At 68.5% G+C, this 17,483-nt stretch carries 19 protein-coding genes; 11 read left to right on the forward strand and 8 right to left on the reverse strand.

Annotated elements, in window-relative coordinates:
- Nucleotides 1-628 precede the first annotated feature (628 nt).
- The gene (locus ACFOSH_RS38865) at nt 629-784 is read right to left on the reverse strand and encodes a hypothetical protein (RefSeq protein WP_378245871.1); all 156 of its coding nucleotides are present in this window, start codon (nt 782-784) and stop codon (nt 629-631) included.
- A gap of 227 nt (nt 785-1,011) precedes the next feature.
- Here ACFOSH_RS38865 and ACFOSH_RS38870 point away from each other — a divergent pair, with 227 nt between their 5' ends.
- From ACFOSH_RS38870 to ACFOSH_RS38880, 3 genes are all read left to right on the forward strand, one after another.
- A complete protein-coding gene (locus ACFOSH_RS38870; protein ID WP_378245873.1) occupies nt 1,012-1,137 on the forward strand; it encodes a hypothetical protein in 126 nt (41 codons plus the stop codon).
- A 243-nt stretch (nt 1,138-1,380) separates the two neighbouring features.
- Nucleotides 1,381-2,340: a JmjC domain-containing protein gene (locus ACFOSH_RS38875; RefSeq protein WP_378245970.1), complete on the forward strand. Its 960-nt coding sequence runs from the start codon at nt 1,381-1,383 to the stop codon at nt 2,338-2,340.
- 316 nt (nt 2,341-2,656) lie between these two features.
- The gene (locus ACFOSH_RS38880) at nt 2,657-3,373 is read left to right on the forward strand and encodes an ANTAR domain-containing protein (protein ID WP_378245874.1); all 717 of its coding nucleotides are present in this window, start codon (nt 2,657-2,659) and stop codon (nt 3,371-3,373) included.
- Nucleotides 3,374-3,488: 115 nt separating this feature from the next.
- Here ACFOSH_RS38880 and ACFOSH_RS38885 read toward each other — a convergent pair whose 3' ends face one another.
- Entirely contained in the window at nt 3,489-3,827 is a 339-nt protein-coding gene (locus ACFOSH_RS38885; protein WP_378245876.1) for a MerR family transcriptional regulator, read from the reverse strand.
- Between the two features lie 810 nt (nt 3,828-4,637).
- On the opposite strand from ACFOSH_RS38885, the gene ACFOSH_RS38890 reads away from it, so the two are divergent.
- The 3 genes from ACFOSH_RS38890 to ACFOSH_RS38900 all read left to right on the forward strand — a co-directional run bounded on the left by ACFOSH_RS38890 (nt 4,638) and on the right by ACFOSH_RS38900 (nt 7,479).
- The gene (locus ACFOSH_RS38890) at nt 4,638-4,889 is read left to right on the forward strand and encodes a hypothetical protein (RefSeq protein WP_378245878.1); all 252 of its coding nucleotides are present in this window, start codon (nt 4,638-4,640) and stop codon (nt 4,887-4,889) included.
- A gap of 78 nt (nt 4,890-4,967) precedes the next feature.
- Complete coding sequence (locus tag ACFOSH_RS38895; protein ID WP_378245880.1) at nt 4,968-5,870, forward strand: NAD-dependent epimerase/dehydratase family protein; 903 nt, start codon at nt 4,968-4,970, stop codon at nt 5,868-5,870.
- A 16-nt stretch (nt 5,871-5,886) separates the two neighbouring features.
- Nucleotides 5,887-7,479, forward strand: coding sequence for a phytoene desaturase family protein (locus tag ACFOSH_RS38900; protein WP_378245881.1), 1,593 nt, complete (start codon nt 5,887-5,889; stop codon nt 7,477-7,479).
- Here the strand turns inward: ACFOSH_RS38900 and ACFOSH_RS38905 are convergent.
- Together ACFOSH_RS38905 and ACFOSH_RS38910 are read right to left on the reverse strand one after the other, a co-directional pair.
- The gene (locus tag ACFOSH_RS38905; protein ID WP_378245883.1) at nt 7,470-7,931 is read right to left on the reverse strand and encodes an SRPBCC family protein; all 462 of its coding nucleotides are present in this window, start codon (nt 7,929-7,931) and stop codon (nt 7,470-7,472) included. The genes ACFOSH_RS38900 and ACFOSH_RS38905 overlap by 10 nt on opposite strands.
- A gap of 130 nt (nt 7,932-8,061) precedes the next feature.
- Nucleotides 8,062-8,397, reverse strand: coding sequence for an ANTAR domain-containing protein (locus ACFOSH_RS38910; protein WP_378245885.1), 336 nt, complete (start codon nt 8,395-8,397; stop codon nt 8,062-8,064).
- An 819-nt stretch (nt 8,398-9,216) separates the two neighbouring features.
- Between ACFOSH_RS38910 and ACFOSH_RS38915 the strand changes: the two genes are divergently transcribed.
- Nucleotides 9,217-9,369: a hypothetical protein gene (locus ACFOSH_RS38915; protein WP_378245887.1), complete on the forward strand. Its 153-nt coding sequence runs from the start codon at nt 9,217-9,219 to the stop codon at nt 9,367-9,369.
- Here the strand turns inward: ACFOSH_RS38915 and ACFOSH_RS38920 are convergent.
- Entirely contained in the window at nt 9,366-9,779 is a 414-nt protein-coding gene (locus tag ACFOSH_RS38920) for a DUF6292 family protein (protein ID WP_378245889.1), read from the reverse strand. The genes ACFOSH_RS38915 and ACFOSH_RS38920 overlap by 4 nt on opposite strands.
- Nucleotides 9,780-9,936: 157 nt before the next feature.
- Between ACFOSH_RS38920 and ACFOSH_RS38925 the strand changes: the two genes are divergently transcribed.
- Nucleotides 9,937-10,158 (forward strand): DUF6480 family protein, encoded by a 222-nt coding sequence (locus tag ACFOSH_RS38925; RefSeq protein WP_378245891.1) that lies wholly within the window; start codon nt 9,937-9,939, stop codon nt 10,156-10,158.
- Nucleotides 10,159-10,286: 128 nt separating this feature from the next.
- Complete coding sequence (locus ACFOSH_RS38930) at nt 10,287-10,502, forward strand: CDGSH iron-sulfur domain-containing protein (RefSeq protein WP_378245894.1); 216 nt, start codon at nt 10,287-10,289, stop codon at nt 10,500-10,502.
- On the opposite strand, the gene ACFOSH_RS38935 is transcribed toward ACFOSH_RS38930, so the two are convergent.
- The 3 genes from ACFOSH_RS38935 to ACFOSH_RS38945 are packed head-to-tail and all read right to left on the reverse strand — an operon-like array spanning nt 10,470 to nt 14,053.
- Nucleotides 10,470-11,480, reverse strand: a complete 1,011-nt coding sequence (locus tag ACFOSH_RS38935) for an iron-containing redox enzyme family protein (RefSeq protein WP_378245896.1) — start codon at nt 11,478-11,480, stop codon at nt 10,470-10,472. The two genes, ACFOSH_RS38930 and ACFOSH_RS38935, sit on opposite strands and share 33 nt — an antisense overlap.
- 18 nt (nt 11,481-11,498) lie before the next feature.
- Nucleotides 11,499-12,542 (reverse strand): carboxylate-amine ligase, encoded by a 1,044-nt coding sequence (locus ACFOSH_RS38940; protein ID WP_378245898.1) that lies wholly within the window; start codon nt 12,540-12,542, stop codon nt 11,499-11,501.
- Nucleotides 12,539-14,053, reverse strand: coding sequence for an FAD-dependent oxidoreductase (locus ACFOSH_RS38945; protein WP_378245900.1), 1,515 nt, complete (start codon nt 14,051-14,053; stop codon nt 12,539-12,541). The genes ACFOSH_RS38940 and ACFOSH_RS38945 overlap by 4 nt, the downstream gene beginning before the upstream one ends.
- 83 nt (nt 14,054-14,136) lie before the next feature.
- On the opposite strand from ACFOSH_RS38945, the gene ACFOSH_RS38950 reads away from it, so the two are divergent.
- Together ACFOSH_RS38950 and ACFOSH_RS38955 are read left to right on the forward strand one after the other, a co-directional pair.
- Nucleotides 14,137-15,432 carry an ATP-grasp domain-containing protein gene (locus ACFOSH_RS38950; RefSeq protein ID WP_378245902.1) on the forward strand — a complete coding sequence of 432 codons (1,296 nt, stop codon included), beginning with the start codon at nt 14,137-14,139 and terminating at the stop codon, nt 15,430-15,432.
- A gap of 3 nt (nt 15,433-15,435) precedes the next feature.
- On the forward strand, nt 15,436-17,460 hold the full coding sequence (locus ACFOSH_RS38955; protein WP_378245904.1) for a CocE/NonD family hydrolase: 2,025 nt from the start codon (nt 15,436-15,438) through the stop codon (nt 17,458-17,460).
- Nucleotides 17,461-17,483 lie beyond the last annotated feature (23 nt).

Below are 17,483 nucleotides of genomic sequence, written 5' to 3' on the forward strand. Positions count from 1 at the left end.
GTACAGGCTGTTGCGGTGCACGCCGAGGTGGGTGACGAGGTCGTCGATGGACACCCCGTCGTACGCGCGGCCACCGAACAATCCCACGGCGGCGCGCACCACCTTGTCCTCGTCGAACGCCCTTGGCCTGCCCATGCCACGACGATAGACTTTTGAGGAACGATCAGTCAAGAACGATCGTTCCTCAAAAGTCGGGCGCGCAGGAAGTGGCGTGTGTCGCGGTCCACGTCGAGGAGGCATTGGATCCGACGCGTGGCCTCTCCACGCGTCGGCTTTGCTCGTGCCTTGGTTCGTCGTCCGTGGATGGGGCCGGGCGCCCGGCACGGCCCGGGTAGCCCTGCCCCATCTTCTCGCCGCCCCGATCGGCGACTGGAATCGATCTTGTCAGAGATCGCGATCGCCGCCAGTCGGTGACGCTCCGGTCAGCCGCAGTGCGTCATCGACGCGCGAAGTGGGCTGTCCCTTTCGGAGTGGAGCCGCTAGGCCATCTGGACTGTTTCGTCGCGGGAGCACTGGAATTGGTATCCGGCGTACGGATGGCGTGGGCCGTGGCGACCGCCACGCTCAGCCGACGCGAAAAGCGGTCTCGGTCCAAAGTGGACCGAGACCGCTTTTCGGAAGGTTTCGCTCAGAACCAATGGGCGCGGCCGCCGACCCTGCGTCCGGTTCCGCCGAGAACCGCGAGAACGACGCCCACGACCGCGACCACCGCGCCGATCGTGGTCAGCACGGGAATGCCGACGATCAGGCCTATGACGAGGATGATGACTCCGAGAATGATCACGATGACTCTTTCTTTTCCGGTGGCCGGATCGAACCGGCCTGGCGTTGGGGACCGTTGACTCCTCTTTGCCCCGCCCCGCGCCCGGCCAAACGTTCACGGTGGCAAGACATGAGGTTCGCCACCGAAACCCGTCCGTGCCCGGTGGATCAGGTGTATACCGGCCTTCCAGCGGGTAGCCATGGGGTGATGCTTCCGGCGACCGGCCGGACCATCCGAAAAGAACCGACGTGAGCCTGAACGACGACGACATTTCCACCACCACGGGCAACGAAGCAGAAGGCCCCGCGGACTTCGGTGCGGGCAAGGGCGCCGCCGATGGGCACGACGGCGGCGAGGACAGTGGTGCGAGCTGAGCGGAGCGAGCCGATCACCGGCACCGGGCCGAGCATCATGAGCGGCCCGGCGCCGGCCGGTAACGCGCTGGCTTGGCTGGTCGGTCGCGACGTCGACAAGCTCGCCGCGCGGTGCTGGGGCCGAGAGCCGTGGTCATGGCGGGACGAGAGTGGTTTTCAGGACTTGCTCGACCTCGATGGGATCGATGAGATCCTGTCGCGTCGTGGCTTGCGCACACCGTTCTTGCGGTCGGCCCGCGAGGGATCGGTGCTCGACTCGAGTTCGTTCACCGGTCACAGGGGTTCGCCGCCCATTACGACGTTCACGATGTCTTCGTTCTCCAGTTCGCGGGCCGCAAGCACTGGAAGGTATACGCCCCGGTGCACCCGGCGCCGCTACGCGACCAGTCCTGGAACGACCACGCCGACCCTGTCGCGGCACGGGCGCGCGAGGACGCTCCGGCCATCGAGAAGATCCTGGAGCCGGGTGACGTGATGTACCTGCCTCGTGGCTGGCCGCACTCCGCCGCCGCTCTCGGGGACGTCTCCGCGCACCTGACCATCGGGATCCATGTCGTCACCAAGTTCGCTGTGATCGAAGTGCTCACCTCGCTGGTCGGTGCTGACGAACGGCTGCGTGCCTCCTTCCCGCTGGGGATCGGAGTCGCCGACCCCGCCTGCTCGAACGACCACATCGGAGCTGTCCGAGAGGAACTGATCGACGCGCTGAAGGCCGTGCCCGACGAGGAAATCGCGCGCCACGTCCGGAACAAGGTATGGCAGGGCAACCATCCTGAGCCGCTGGCCCCGATCGCCGCCGTCACCTTCTTCCTGAACCTCGGTGTCGGCGACTCCGTGAGACGCCGTGACGGCCTCTCCTTTCCACGTGCGGGACCCGGGAGCGGGCAGCGTCTTGCTCGAACTCCCGGACCGCCGGATCTCCCTCCCCGCGCGACTTCGACGGCGTTGTCCGCTCTGCCAGACGGGAGCCGATCCGCGGATCTGGCCGACGCGGCGGGTGACCCGGGGGAGGGCACGGCTCCTCCCGCGGGGCACTGCCTGTTGATCGAGCACCCGGGGCCCCGGGTGCGGCTGGCTCTCCAGGAGTCAGGGTTCGACAGGACCAACCCCGCGATCAGCCGCCTCACACGTCGATTCGCCACCCCGCCCGCGGACGCCATCGACCTCCGCGGATACCCGTGCACCGGACGTACCCGACATTGACGGGCCGAGATGCCCGGCCGCGTTCACCCTTTCCGGCAGCGCTACAATGGGTTACGTATCGTGAGGTCGTTCAGACTGTGTGGAATCGGTCGGATTGTGGCCTTGGGCGGGCCACCCAGAACGAGGCGAGCCGAGCACCTGCCAGCGGGCATGACGTGCCCCTCCGCGGGGTAACCGTCCTTGACTCGCCGGTGGCTGGATGTTCGTCACCGCGGTCGAGGAATCCACTCGACAGGTGACTTCGATTGCACAACTTTGAACTCCACTTCGCCGCCGTCGAGGCGATGCTCGAGGTGGCGGATCCCGTGGCGACGGTATGACGCCGCCCGATGACCTCGAGACCGTTCTCGCTCGCCTGCAGCGAGCGGCTGCCGAGGAGCAGCACCTCGGCGCCGTCACTTCTCTGCGCATCGCTGTGCTTGTCGGTCTGGATGCCCTCACCGTCGACCTGCTCAGCGGTGCCGGAACCCTGGAACTGGTGTGGTGCGACCCTGCCGACGGGCCAGGGCCCGAGCTGGACAGTCTTCAGTACACCCTCGGTGACGGTCCCACCTTGGAAGCCGCCCAGGAGGGCTACACGGTTTCCGAACCCGATCTGGCAGCCACCGACCAGGCCCGCTGGCCGTTGTTCCTGCCTGCCGCGATGCGGTCTCCGGCCCGGGCCGTCATCGCCGCCCCGCTTCGGGACCACGACCGCACGTTCGGCGCCGTTACCGGTTACCGGGCCATGCCCGGCGCCTTGACCGCGTCGGAATCACGCGATTTCCATCGCGTTCGGGACGGGCTGTCGCCCCTGGCGCGGCGGAGCGCGGCGAGCTTGGTCATGAGTGAATCCGGTCGCGGCGACGGCCTCGGCCGCTACCGGGAAGAAGTTCGGCAAGCCGCGGGCCAGCTCGCCGTCACCCTTGCCATCCCGCCCGATCAGGCACTCGCCCGGCTGCGCGCCTATGCCTTCCGTGACGACCGTTCCGTGACCGACCTCGCCCGCGACGTCGTCACTCGTCGCCTGCAACTGGACGACCACAGCATGTAGCCCAGGAAGCAGCGTAGCGGTGATGGCTCCGCCACTCTCGCGGGAAGTGCCACCGGAAGTCGGGAACGGATCAGGGTGTGCCGCGAGGTGCGGCGGCAGACCCCGACCTGATGGCTTATTCGGTGGCGCGGAGTTCGTTGTTCTGGCGCTGGGATTCGTGGAGCTGGTCTTCGAGGGAGACGATGCGGCAGGCGGCGTCGACAGCGGTGCCCTGGTCGACCAGTTCCCGTACACGGGCGGCGATGCGCAGCTGGTGCCGGGAGTAGCGGCGGTGTCCGCCTGCCGAGCGCTGCGGTGTGATCAGGCCGGCTTCGTCGAGGCTGCGCAGGAAGTTCTGGGTGGCACCCAGCATGTCCGCGGCGCGGCCCATCGTGTACGCGGGGTAATGGTCGTCGTCGAATTTGTCGGCCCCGCCTGAAATCGCGGCGGGGGTCTCGCGTTGGTCAGGAATCATTCCACCTCCACATCACAAGGGACCCCGGCCGCCACTTGTGGCGACCGGGGTCCCAGGGGTTGGGTCTTCACCATTGTCTACCGGCAGTGAAGCCGGAGTCCTGCATCCGCGGTGTCCGTCCGAGAGGCGGACGATGCGGAGATCGCTTGTTCGTAACCGAGAACCACCTTCCAATCCGATGGGCCTGCGGCACCCGCGCGGCTCTACTGCATAGCCGCAGCGGGCGATCCAATGATGTTCCCGTTCCCTTCTATCCTGTGTTTTTCTCTTACCGGGTACTGCCTGTACTGCGATTCGCGAGGACATGACCGGCTGGAACCCTTTCCCTGATCGGTCCCAGCACGCGTCATGCCGCTGGTCACCGCCCGGAGCCCGTCAAAGATCGGCTCCGGGCGTCTGACCGGTACTGCACCTGCTGACTTGCCACTGCTCTTGTAACTACTTGCTGACCTGCAACTGCGTACTGCTTTTACCACTCATGCATTACTTCGCCGGGATCGGCATTGCTGCTTGCGTCTTCACTTCTTGATCCCGGTACTTCTCCGGTCACCAGTCGAAACCTGTTCACCGATTGGCTTCGTCCTGCCTGACCGCCTTGTCTCACTTCGCGGGTAGTTGCGTCATCTCCCGCGCCTGCTTGACGTTGTCTCTCTCGGTACGAGGAGAACACTACACACACCTGAGGTTGAATGTCTACCCCCGCCACCATAGATTTGCTCCTATGCCGGCGTGGAAGAACGCCGGCGCGGCAGATCCGCAGGTCACCGCGGGGGCGGCGACGGACGACATCACTCGAAAGGGAAGGCCGGAATGACCGACTCGACCGCACGGCAGGACCCGTTCGGCCTGACCGGGGTTCGCGACCAGCAGGAATACGCCGACACTCTCAGACGCCTGGCCGAGCAGGGCCGCCGCGACCGCTGCGTCGCGCTGATGTCGGAGACCGAGGCCCATGTCATGGCGGAACTGCTGGGCCAGTACGCCCTCCACGACCCCACCGGACCTCTCAACCAGCTCGCCGCCACCCTCGCGGCACGCCTCTACAGTCGCCTCGGCGCCTGAAAGGCACTGTCAGATGTCGGAGTGACCCTGTCCGGGTGGCGTGGTTTCCGCCGGAGACAGCAGGGGTAAGCGGTCGGGGTGCGGATCGTGGTCACCGGTGCCACCGGGAATGTGGGAACGGCCCTGCTCGACGTCCTCGAATCCGGCGGCGACGAGCTGGTCGGCGTGGCCAGGAGACTGCCTGACACCACCGTCGCGCGGTATCGCGCGGCGAGCTGGTGCGCGCCGGAACGCGGTGAGCCGCCGATGTGGCACACCAACGACCACGGGACCCGTCATGTGCTCGACGCGGTGGTGGCGGCAGGGGTCCCCCGGGTGGTGGCCCTCTCGTCGGTCGCCGCCTACGCACCCGCGCCGCGCTGGGAGAAGGTCGCCGCGGACATGCCGTGCGACGGCATCGAGACCAGCGCCTACAGTCGCGGCAAGGCCGCCCTCGAAAACTTGCTCGACCGGTTCGAGGAGAACTATCCGGAGGTCGGGGTGGCCCGGTTGCGGCCGTGCGCGATCCTGCGGCGGCGGGCGGCGGGGGAGTTCCAGCGTTGGCTGCCCGGTCCGGCCCTGCCCGCTCGGCTGGTGGGCGACCGGCGGCTGCCCATTCCACTGTGGACGGACCTGCGGGCCCAGGCGGTGCACAGCGCCGATGTCGCCGGAGCCATCCGCCTCGTGCTCGAAAGTGGTTTCACCGGCGCGATGAACCTGGCCGCGCCTGGGATCCTCGGCGCCGCCGCGCTGGCCGGACCGCTCGGCGGGATCCGTGTCCCGGCGCCCCGGCCGCTCGTCCGCGCCGCCGTGTACGCCGAGACCGCGCTGGGCTGGCGACCTCGGTACGACGCCGCGCAGGTGGTCGCGGACCTGGTCGCCGGGCTCCGGGCCGAAGCGGGTGAGGCGAGCCCGCCGCTCGCCTCGCCACGCCGTGACGGATTCCTGCCCCGGCTCCGCTCGCTCGCCCGCGCCCGGCCGAGCCACCGGTCCCAGTCCTGACGATCGGAGGAGACCAGTGAGCACGGAAACCTTCGACGCCGTCGTCATCGGCGCCGGGCACAACGGCCTGGTGGCGGCGAACCTCCTGGCGGACGCCGGATGGTCCGTCCTGGTGCTGGAACAGGCGGAGCAGCCCGGCGGCACGGTGAGGACGGACGAGGTCACCGGACCCGGCTTCCGCAACGACCTCTGCAGTGCCTTCTTCCCGCTCACCGCGGTGTCTCCGGTCATGCGGCGGCTGGGCCTCGAGGACCACGGCCTGCGCTGGCGGCACGCGCCCGAAGTGCTCGCCCACGTCCTGCCGGACGACCGCTGCGTGGTGCTGTCACGGGACATCGAACGGACGGCCGAATCCGTCCGTGACTTCGCACCGGGTGACGGTGCGGCCTGGCGAAGCCTGTTCGCCCAATGGCAGTACATCCGTGAGCCCTTGCTGGACGCGTTGTTCACCCCGTTCCCGCCGGTCCGGCCGGCGGTGCGGCTGCTGCGCCGCACGGGTACCGCGGACGCGCTTCGCCTGGCCCGGATGCTCACCCTGCCCGCGCGCCGCTTCGGTGAGGAGCATTTCGCCGGTGAAGGGGCGCGGCTGCTGCTGGCGGGGAACGCCGCGCACAGTGACCTTTCCGTGGACAACGCGGGTAGCGCGGTCTTCGGCTGGCTGCTCGCGATGATCGGCCAGGACGCGGGCTTTCCCGTCCCGGTCGGCGGGGCCGGGGAGTTGACCGCCGCGCTGGTACGACGGCTCGTCGCCCGCGGCGGACGGCTGCGATGCCGTTGTCCGGTAACGGAAGTACTCGTCGCCGACGGCCGCGCCATGGGCGTGCGCACCGGTGCGGACGACCTGGTCCGGGCCCGCGAGGCGGTACTCGCGGACGTGCCCGCCCCGACGCTGTACGGCGGGATGGTCGGTCCGGAATGGCTGCCGTCCCGGCTGCTCGGAGACCTCGACAGGTTCCAGTGGGACAGCGCCACGGTGAAGGTGGATTGGGCGCTTTCCGGCCCGGTTCCCTGGACGGCCGAAGGCGCCCGTGAAGCGGGCACGATCCACCTCGGCGCCGATCTGGACGGTCTCTCGGCGTTCGGTGGCGACCTGGTCCGGGGACGGAGCCCGCGGGACCCGTTCCTGCTGTTCGGCCAGATGACGACGAGCGACCCGGATCGGTCGCCACCGGGCACCGAATCGGCGTGGGCCTACACCCATGTCCCGCGTGGTGTGATGGAGGACCGGACGGCGCTGGACCGGCAGGTCGCGAGGATCGAGAGGACCGTCGAGAAGAACGCGCCGGGGTTCACCGATCTGATCCGGAGCCGGTACGTCCAGGGACCTCTCGAACTGGCGGGTCACGATCCTGGTCTGGTGGGCGGCGCGATCAACGGCGGTACCACGGCCATCCACCAGCAGTTGTTCTTCCGCCCGGTGCCCGGCCTCGGCAGGGCCGACACCCCGGTGGACCGCCTGTTCCTCGCGGGCGCCGCGGCTCATCCCGGCGGGGCCGTCCACGGCGGGCCCGGAGCCAACGCGGCGCGTGCCGCGCTGGCCAGGGCCGGCCTGCTCGGCGCGGGCTACGCGGCGGTGATCCGGGCCGCGAACCGGGCGGTCTACGACTGAGCGCTCTTCCGGTTCGCGTACTTCCCGGCCGCCAGGTCGGCGAGCCTGGCGAGAGCTTCTTTGTTGCGGGGTGTGGCGATGAGCGCCTGAACGGCCTCCGGGAGCACCTTGCCGGGACCGCGCACGACGTGTTCCGTCATCCGGATCCTTGTCCTCCCCTCACCATGAGGGGTCAGGGTGAGGCCCACCTGCGCCGTGCCGAGTGGCCAGCCCTTTGCTTCGAGCGAAAGGAAAGTGCCGGGCTCCACGGCCTTCACCACGGTGACGTCCTGGATGTGCATCGGCCACGGCCCGACGCTGTGATGAACGCGGGAGCCGACGGCGGGCCAGTGTTCGTCGACGTCGCGGATGTGCGAACTCCCCACCACCCATCCCGAGTAGAGCCAGCCGTCCGCGAGCACGGCGAACACGGCCTCCGGGGGTACTTCGACGACGCGGCTGACCTCGGTCACGACGTTCTCCTGTTCCGGGGTGAGTGGAGGCGGTGGCCGACCGCTGTCTGCTCAACAAGCCGGCCACCGTCCATCTGGTACCCGAAGCGGGTGGCATCACACGCGATGTCGTCGTCGGGTTCGCGCTCGCTCACACGTCGAGGTGATGATCGACGAGCCAGGCGGCGACCTCGTGCGGTTTCAGGTTGGCCGCCTGCGAGGCTTCGACGAGTAACCGGAACGCCTCGACGGGCCCGATTCCGTGACGGTTCATCAAAATTCCCTTGGCCGTGCCGATCGCGTCCCGGTGCTCGAGCGCGGCGTTGAGGTGGGCCTCGTTCTGGACTCCGATGAGGGCGATCGCGGAGTGGGAGGCGAACACGTCACCTTCCCGCTGGGTCTGATCGTCGAACGCGTCGATGCCGCGTGAGTAGAGGTTCAAGGCACCGAGCGTGGTTTCGCTGACGAACAGCCGGTAGGAGAGCATCGAGCGGACCCCGGTATCGGCGGCGGCCGGGGTGAACGCCGGCCAGCGGGCTTCGGTGGTGAGGTCGCCGGTGCAATGGACTTCGTGCTCCGCGATCGTCGTCGAGGCACGGGCCCTGTCCGGTCCGGTACCGCACCTCGTCGATGGTGGCCACCACTTGATCGGTGGGCGCGACCGTCCGGATCCGGCGACGGCGTTCGACCAGGGAGATCCCGCCGTATTCAGCTCCGGTCACATAGTCGACGGCGGCTTTCACTATCGCAGCGAGAGTCGTTTCGACGTCGGGTTCGGCCTGCGGTGTGTGCGCGATCGAACCGAGGATCGCGCACACGCTGTTGTCCACGAGACCCTCAGAGCTGGGCACGGCCGCCTCCTTCGTCGCCTTTCACAACGCAAGGTCGGTCCCGGGACGCGGTGGCGTCCCGGAGCGCTGGCGGTGAACACCTCGCGACATGCGGTTCGTAGACATCTCGGCCCACGTCTTCTGTGAAGATCCGCCGACCGGCGTACGGTGGGAGCCGCGTGGGGTCCAGTCCGCAGCTTCGCGTGCACGACGCCGATGTCCGCCGCAGCACCCGTCCTCGGGTCAACGTGCGGCCTGGCGACGCGTACCCGCGAGTTTCCTTTCCGTGCACAGAGCGCGGGCTGCTTGACGGCCGTGTCGTCCCGATCACCGGGAGACCACCGATGACTTCGTCCTGCTCGCCCCACCGTGTCAACGGTCATTCCGCCTACGCTCTCGCCGAAGAAGTCACCGGAGGGCTGGGTTTCCACGCCCGGCCTCTCGGAGCCTCGCCGGCGCGGGTCTGGGAGCACACCGTGACCACCGACCTGCTGATCCTCAACGTGTCCGGGGAGCTCGACACGCACACCGCGCCCGCGCTCCAGCGCGACCTGACCCAGCTGTTCGACCTGGACCTGCGCGTCCCGGTGTACCCGCTGCCGGCGGACGCGCTCCGGGAACTGTCCTAGGCAGGGAGGGTGGCGGAGGCGTACCCGGTCAGTCGCTCGGCGAGGTCTTCGCAAATCGGCGGCGGGGCATCGTCTTCGTCCCCCATGGGTTCCCCCGCGTAGGCATCCCGCGCGAAGGTGGCCACCACCCGGGGCGGCGGAAGGATCTCGTCACGCAGGCGGTCGACCACGAGCAGATGTTCCCGGCTGTCGGTTTCGAGAGCGAGGGCCCACCCTGTGCTTTCGTTCCACACCAAGGCGACGTCGCACTCGGATTGGCCGGGCAGTCGCCGGTCCAGGGCGATGTAGGCGCCGACGGTGGGGTCGAAATGGGTGTAGTAGGCGTTTCCGCTCAGCCTCAGTTCCTCGATCACGAGCCGTACGTATCGGTGCAATCCCCGGACCACTGCTTCGCCGAGTTCCGATTCCATGCTTTCGCCCCTTGCCGTCTCGTCGCGACGCGGCGCCGACTGCTTGACGCGGCAACGGGAATCGCCCCGTTCCGAGCGCAGGGTGACCCGGGGAAAGCCGGTTCAAACCCATGTTCGTCACGCTGCCGGGTCTCTGTGGGTCTGTCACGGTGAAGACATGACCACACCCGGGCCAGAGCCAGAGGACGCGCCAGGCTTGGAGCCTGGCGGCTCCGTACGCCCCGGCGACACCCCACCGGACGCCGGGCAGACCTCGGGTCTGTCACATCCGCAGCCGATCCCTTCGCGCAAGCCCGCCGTGATCACGCTCATCGTGATCGGGATTCTCGTCGTGGGCGTGGCGGGCTTCTTCGTCCTCCGGGCCCTGGATCTGCTCTGATCCACGTCCGGCAGGCCACTGTGGACGTTTGACACCGCATGCCCGGGGTAGCCATGAGCATCCACGGCGCATTGGAGGGGTCATGACCGCGATCATCGGGCAGTGCCGCGAAGAGCCGGTGGTGGTCCATGCCGACCGGGCGTAGGACCCGCGTGCGGATCGAACCGGGCGGGCCCCTGCTGGTGGAAGGGCCCGTCGAGGTCCTCACTCCGGACGGCGAAACGGTGACGTCCGATCGCTTCGTGGTCGCGCTCTGCGCCTGCCGTCGCAGCAAGCGCTACCCGTTCTGCGACACCAGTCACCGTCGCCGGTCACGGCAGGGGACGCACCGGTCTGAGGAGTGAGGTCTCACCGGCCGACCAGGCACCGAGGAGGTGCTCGGTCAGCCGGTTCTCCAGCAGGTCGGTGGCTTGGATGCCCAAGACGATGTCCGCGGCCAGTTCCGGCTCCCGCTCCAGCAGATCGCCGACTACGTCGTGCCTCAGTACCTGTTCGTGCACGGCGTCGGCCTCGATGTGTTCGGTGTAGAAGTGGCGGCATTCGGCAGCCCCGCCGAGCCTGCCCAGTGCCTCGTCCATCCGCCGGGCCGAGGGACCGGTGGTGATCTCGGTGACGGCGAAATGACCGACGAGCGCACCGCGAAGACCGCGGTGCAGGCCGAACAGCGACATCATGTTCACCGTGGCGAGCGTGCGGGCCGGAACGTGGTCGAGGTAGGCGAGGTAGCCCGGCGAAAGGCCGGCCCCGGTCAGCAGATCGGAGAACAGCCGTGAATGGGCCTGATCGGCCCGTCCGCCGCCGAATTCGTCGAATTCGACGGCCACCAGCGCGGCCTTGGCCCGGCCGCGCAGCCGCGGGATCACCCACACGTGCGGGTCGGCCTCCTTGAGGTGGTAGATCGACCGGTGGGCGAAGTATTCCTCGACGTGCCACCATTCGCCTTCGTCACGAAGGAAGTGTGAGACGCCTTCGCTGTCGACAGGTTCGATCAGCAGTTCGTCGAGCAGGGCTCCGACGTCGTCCCCACCGGGCACGGCGGCGCGGATGCCTTCGAGGAACGTCTTCTCCAACGCGGCGCGGAAGCCGAGGAGGCGCGGGTCCCATTCCCAGCCGTCGTCCACCTCGGCGAACCCTTGGTAGTGGAGTTCGTAGCAGACGTGCAATGCCAGCTGGAGGTCCTCTCCGAACGGATCGGCGCCGAGGACGGCATCCAGGTCGAAGTCGTCGCGGCGGCCGCCCGCCAGGGTGTCCACCACGGCGGCCGAGAGCGGGCCGCGGATCTCGGGCAGCGTCGCGCCCATCGTGCGGTCGATCGTCGTCATGATCGCGGAGTACCCGATCTACGGGTGCGGAACCGTCTCCTCGGTCAGCATTCGCAACACCGCGACGTCCCCGTCGGTGGCGGCCCGGCGTTGCCGTTCGGCGCCGGTGCCTTCGCGCTCCAGCCTGTCGAGCAGGGTGCGCACCAGATCGCTGTCACCGGTGTCCTCCAGCGCCGGCCGGACAAGCCCCATCAACGCGGCCATCCGGTCGGCGGCGGGGACGGGTTTCCCCGCGACCGGATCGACAGCGGGGCCGGCGAGCCCGTACCGGGCGGCCGACCAGACGGCGGCCGCGGCGACCTGCGGATCCAGCGGTGTGGCCGCCACGCCGTGGTCGAGGTCGTCGAGCGCGGTGATCACCAGCGCGCGGGTCAGGAGTCCTTGCAGGACGGCCTCGTCCACAGTGGACGCGGTGTCGGCGGCACGGACTTCGACCGCCGGCCGGTGCGAAGACGGCCTGGCGAGCCAGAACGTCTGGTTCCCGTCGGCCAGCACGCCGCAATCCATCAGGCGGTCGACCTGCCGGTCGTAGTCGGCGGCGTCGGTGAAACGGGGCGGGAGGCCCGAACAGGGGAAGCGGCTCTGCTCCATCGTCCGCCAGCTCTCGTACCCGGTGTCGAGACCGCGGTCGAACGGGGAGTTCGCCGACAACGCCAGCAGGATCGGCAGCCATTCGGCCAGCTGGTTCACGACGGCGATCGCGGTCTCCCGGTCGGGTACGCCGACGTGGACGTGACATCCGCAGGTTTCGCAGGCCTTGGCGACGCCGGCGTGCCGCAACGGAGTGCCGGAAGCGATGATGGCGCAGTCCTCGCCGGCCGCCGCCTCGGCGATCGCGCGCCGCCCCGCGGTCAGGTGCTCGTACAGCTCGTCGGCTGTGCCGCAGATGCCCGAGACAGACTCGATCCGCGACGGTCGCGGCTCGCGGTGCACGGCGGCGCCGTCCGGTAGCGGGCAGCAGATCCGTTGCCGCGCGATCACCGCCTCGGCACGCGGGCAGCTCACCCCCGTTCTCGGATCGACCAGGAGGAACTCCTCCTCGATCTCGATCCCGGCCGTCACCGTGCACCCTTCTTCGGCAGTGCACGCACAGCCGGGCCTTGGATCACCGAACCGTCGAGGCCGAACCTCGAGCCGTGACAGGGACAATCCCAGGTCTTTTCCGCGTTGTTGAACGCCACCAGGCAACCGAGATGGGTGCAATGAGCACCGACGGCGTGCAGCTCCCCGGCGGGATCGCGATAGGCGGCGACGAGTTCGCCGCCGTCGCGGGTCACCTTGGCCTCATCGGGAACGAGGTCGTCCAGGGAAGCGGGCTTCCGTAGCGCGCTGAGGTGATCGCCGACCAGGAACCTGGCCACGGTGGCGTTGTTCTCCACGGAGGAGAGCGCGGAGCGGAGGTCGAACCGGTTCGGGTCGTACAGACCCGCCGAGGGATTGTCGCGGCCGGTCAGGAGGTCCGCCAGCAGGAGACCCGCGGCGGTCCCGCCGGTCATGCCCCATTGCCCGAACCCGGTGGCGACCCAGAGGTGACGGCTCGCCGGATGGTAGCGCCCTACGTAAGGCACGGAGTCCAGTGTGGACAGATCGTGCGCGGACCAGCGATGCGTCACCCGTCGCACACCGGCGTGTTCGCCCGCCCATGAGGCCAAGCGTTCGTACCGGCTTTCGACGTCGACGGAATCGCCGACGCGGTAGTGCTCGCCGCCCGCGATCGCGTAGGGGACACCCTCGTCGAGGTAGCCACGGACGGAGTGGTGGGTGTCGGCGTCGAGGTACATTCCTTGCGGAGGGCGGTTTCCCTCGACCGGTCCGGCGACCACCAGGTCGCGCACCGGATCGAGCCGGGCGAAGTACAGGCCCCGGTCGAACACGGGGTAGTGCGTCGCCACCACGACTTCCCCCGCCCGCACCTCGCCGCTACCGGTCCGCACCCTCGTTCCGCCGAGTTCGTCGACGCCCTCGGCCCGGACACCTTCCACGATCGTGCCCCCGGTCTTCTCGATCTCGTCGGCGAGACCGAGCAGCCAGCGACGCGGATGAAAATGAGCCTGTGCGGCGAACTTGACCGCGCCGAGCGCCGGGACGTCGAGGTCGACGTCGGAGACGTAGGTGGCGGGCAGCCCGGCTTCGGCGGCCGCTTCCGCTTCACGCTCAAGGCTTTCCACGGTTTCGGGCTTGGTCGTGTAGACGAAGCTGTCGGCACGCGTGAAACCGCAGTCGATGCCGAGTTCGGCCGACGCGGCGGCGATCCAGTCCAGGGCGGCTGCCTGGGTGTACGCGTACGTCGCGGCGGCCTCGGTGCCCTTGGTCTTGGCCAAGGAGGCGTACTTCAGCCCGTGCTGGGTGCTGAGCTTGGCGGTGGTGTGCCCGGACACGCCCGCCGCCAGGCGGCCGGCTTCGAGGAGCAACACGGAACGGCCCGCCCTCGCCAGCCGGTAGGCCGTGGTGAGTCCCGCGATGCCACCGCCCAAGACGACGACGTCGGCTTCCAGGGGCAACGGCGTGCCGGTCCTGTCGGGGGCGGGAGCGGTGTCGAGCCACAGGGAACGTGTGCCGGGCAACTCGTTCATGACGCCCGGATTCCCGTGCGGACGTGCGGGCAAACCAGCGCCGGCCGGGTTTTCGCGTTCACTCGAACGGGTAGTCGTCGGCCATGAACCCAGCCCCCAGGTCCCCGGAGAAGAACATCTTCGTCATCGGCCTCGACGAGGGCAACGAAGAGGTACTGCGGCGCATGCCGGGCGCGGAGAGGTACCACTTCCACCCCTTGTCGACTGTCGAGGAACTCCAGCACGGGGAAATCCGCATCGTCGGACTCATGGAAAAGGCGCAAGCGGTCTTGGACGCTTTCGACGGCTCCATCGACGCGATAGTCAGCTATTGGGACTTCCCGTCCTCGACGATGGTGGCGATGCTGTGCGAGAAGTACGGCCTGCCCGGCGTACCGCTCGAAGCCGTGCTCAAATGCGAGCACAAGTACTGGAGCCGCCTCGAACAGGCGAAGGTGATCGACGAGGTGCCCGCGTTCGGGATCGTCGATCTGGACGAAGAGTCCCCCCGGCCACCCGACGGAGTCGACTACCCCATGTGGCTCAAGCCCGTGAAGTCGTTCTCGTCCGAATTGGCCTTCCACGTCGGCGACGAAGCCGAGTTCCACAAGGCCGTCGCCGAGATCCGGGAAGGCGTCGGCAGGGTCGGCGATCCCTTCGATCTCGTCCTCGGCAAGGTCAGGCTCCCCGCGGAGGTGGCCGACGCGGGTGGTGCCGCGTGCCTCGCGGAAGGTGAACTCAGCGGAGTCCAGGCCGCGACCGAAGGCTATGTCCACAATGGACGGGTAACCGTGTACGGTGCGCTCGACTCGATCAACTACGACGGCTCGCCCTGCTTCGAAAGACATCAGTACCCGTCGCAGTTGCCCGACGACGTCGTCCGCCGGATGACGGAGATCTCGGTCCGCGTGATGGAGCGGATCGGCTACGACAACGGCACGTTCAGCATCGAGTTCTTCTGTCATCCGGAGTCCGGTCAGGTGTGCCTGCTGGAGATCAACCCGCGGCATTCGCAGTCGCACGCCGAACTCTTCGAGTACGTCGACGGTTCGCCCAACCACCAGATCATGCTGCGGCTGGGCCTCGGTGAGGACCCCGGCGAACGACGGCGACGGGGCGACTATCAGATCGCGGGCAAGTGGTACTACCGCCGCTTCGAAGACGCGCTCGTCACCCGGGTGCCCACGCGCGCGGAGATCGCCACGCTGCGGTCGGAGATCCCGGGGGTGAAGATCGATGTGGTGGCGGAGGAAGGTGTCCGGCTCTCGGAGTTGCCCGAACAGGACAGCTACAGCTACGAACTCGCCCACCTCTTCGTCGCCGCGCAGACCGAACGGGAGATGAAGGCCAAATACCGCCGATGCGTGGAAACGCTGCGGTTCGAATTCGAGGAGGGATAGCCCATGCGGACGGTGGCGTCGCTGCCGTACGAGATCACCGGGGAAGACCACGTCCGGATCCCGATGTCCGACGGCGTCCGGCTCTCGGCGAGGATCTGGCGTCCGATCGCTTCGGACGCCGAGCCGGCTCCGGCGATCCTCGAATACATCCCGTACCGGCATCGTGACCTGACCTCGGTACGGGACTCGATCCACCACCCCTATCTCGCGGGGCACGGGTACGCCTGTGTCCGCGTGGACATCCGCGGTTCGGGGGAATCCGAGGGGGTGCTCGCCGACGAGTACCTGGAACGGGAACAGCAGGACGCGGAAGAGGTCCTCGAGTGGATCGCCGAGCAGCCGTGGTGCACCGGCCGGACCGGGATGATGGGGATCTCCTGGGGTGGGTTCGCCGCGCTGCAGGTGGCCGCGCGCAAGCCGCCCGGCCTGGCCGCGATCGCGATCTCGTCCTTCACCGACGACAGGTACGCCGACGACATGCACTACATGGGCGGCTGCCTGCTGTCGGACAACGTCGCCGAAGCGTCCACGATGTTCGCCTACGCCACGTTGCCGCCCGATCCGGCGCTGGCGGGGGACCGGTGGCGCGAGTTGTGGCACGAACGGCTGGAGAACTGCACCCTCTGGGCGGGCGAATGGCTGAGCCACCAGCGCCGTGACGACTACTGGCGGCACGCGTCGGTCTGCGAGAACTACAGCGACGTCCAGGTGCCTGTGCTCGCCTCCAGCGGCTGGGCGGACGGCTATTCGAACGCCGTTTCCCGTCTTCTGGCCAACTTGGACGTGCCGCGCCGCGGGCTCATCGGGCCGTGGTCGCACAAGTACCCGCATCTGGGGCAGCCGGGGCCCGCCATCGGCTACCTGCAGGAACTCGTCCGCTGGTGGGATCACTGGCTGAAGGACGTCGAGAACGGTGTCATGGACGGGCCGATGCTTCTGACCTGGATGCAGGACAGCGTGCCACCCTCGACGTCCTACGAGGACCGCCCCGGCCGCTGGGTGGGCGAGCCGTCCTGGCCCTCACCACATGTGCACCTGTCCGAGCATCGCCTGGCGCGGCACCGGATCGCCCGCCCCGGCGAGGAGGTCCCGGCGGAGAAGCTGGCGGTGGAATCGCCGCTGTCCGTCGGTCAGTTCGCGGGGAAGTGGGCGTCCTACAGTGCGCCGCCTGATCTGCCGTACGACCAGCGCGAAGAGGACGGCGGTTCGCTGGTGTTCGACACCGACGAACTGACCGAGCCGTGCGAGATCCTCGGTTCGCCGGTGGTGGATCTGGAGGTCTCGGCGGACAAGCCGGTGGCCCAGGTCGCCGTCCGGCTGTCCGACGTGGCGTCGGACGGCCGGGCCACTCGCGTGACCTACGGCCTGCTGAATCTGACCCACCGCGACGGACATGACGACCCGGAGCCCTTGGAACCGGGCAAACGCTATCGAGTGCGGGTCGAGCTCAACGCCGTCGCGCAGGCCTTCCCTGCCGGGCACCGGATCCGGCTGTCGATCTCGTCGTCGTACTGGCCACTGGCCTGGCCGCCGCCGGAAGCGGCGAGGGTGACCGTCCACACCGGACAGAGTGCGCTCACCCTGCCGGTCCGGCCGATCGCCGAAGCGGACGAGGTCCCGGCGCGTCCGTTCGGCGAGCCCGAGGGAGCGGAGCCCTTGCCCGCGACGCAGGTCGAGCCGGGGGAGCAGCGCTGGACCGTGTCGCGTGACCTGATCGACTACCGGTCGGCGCTCGAGATCGTGAAGAACGAGGGCAAGGTCCGGTTCGAGGACATCGATCTCGACGTCACGAGGAACGTGTTCGAGACGTACTCGTGGAAGGCCGACGACTTCTGCTCCCCGGTCGCGGAAACCGCGTGGTCGATGACCTTCGCCCGCGGTGACTGGGAAGCCAGGTCCGAAACCCGCACCCGGGTGTCCTGCACACCCACCGAGTTCGTGATCGACGCCCGGCTCGACGGCTACGAAGGAGAACGAAGGACGTTCTCCCGCAACTGGCATCGGACGGTACCCCGTGACCAGGTCTAGGACCAGCTTCACGGCCAAGTCGC

It is taken from the genome of Amycolatopsis speibonae (assembly GCF_042647925.1).
In the GTDB taxonomy this organism is placed as follows: domain Bacteria; phylum Actinomycetota; class Actinomycetes; order Mycobacteriales; family Pseudonocardiaceae; genus Amycolatopsis; species Amycolatopsis speibonae.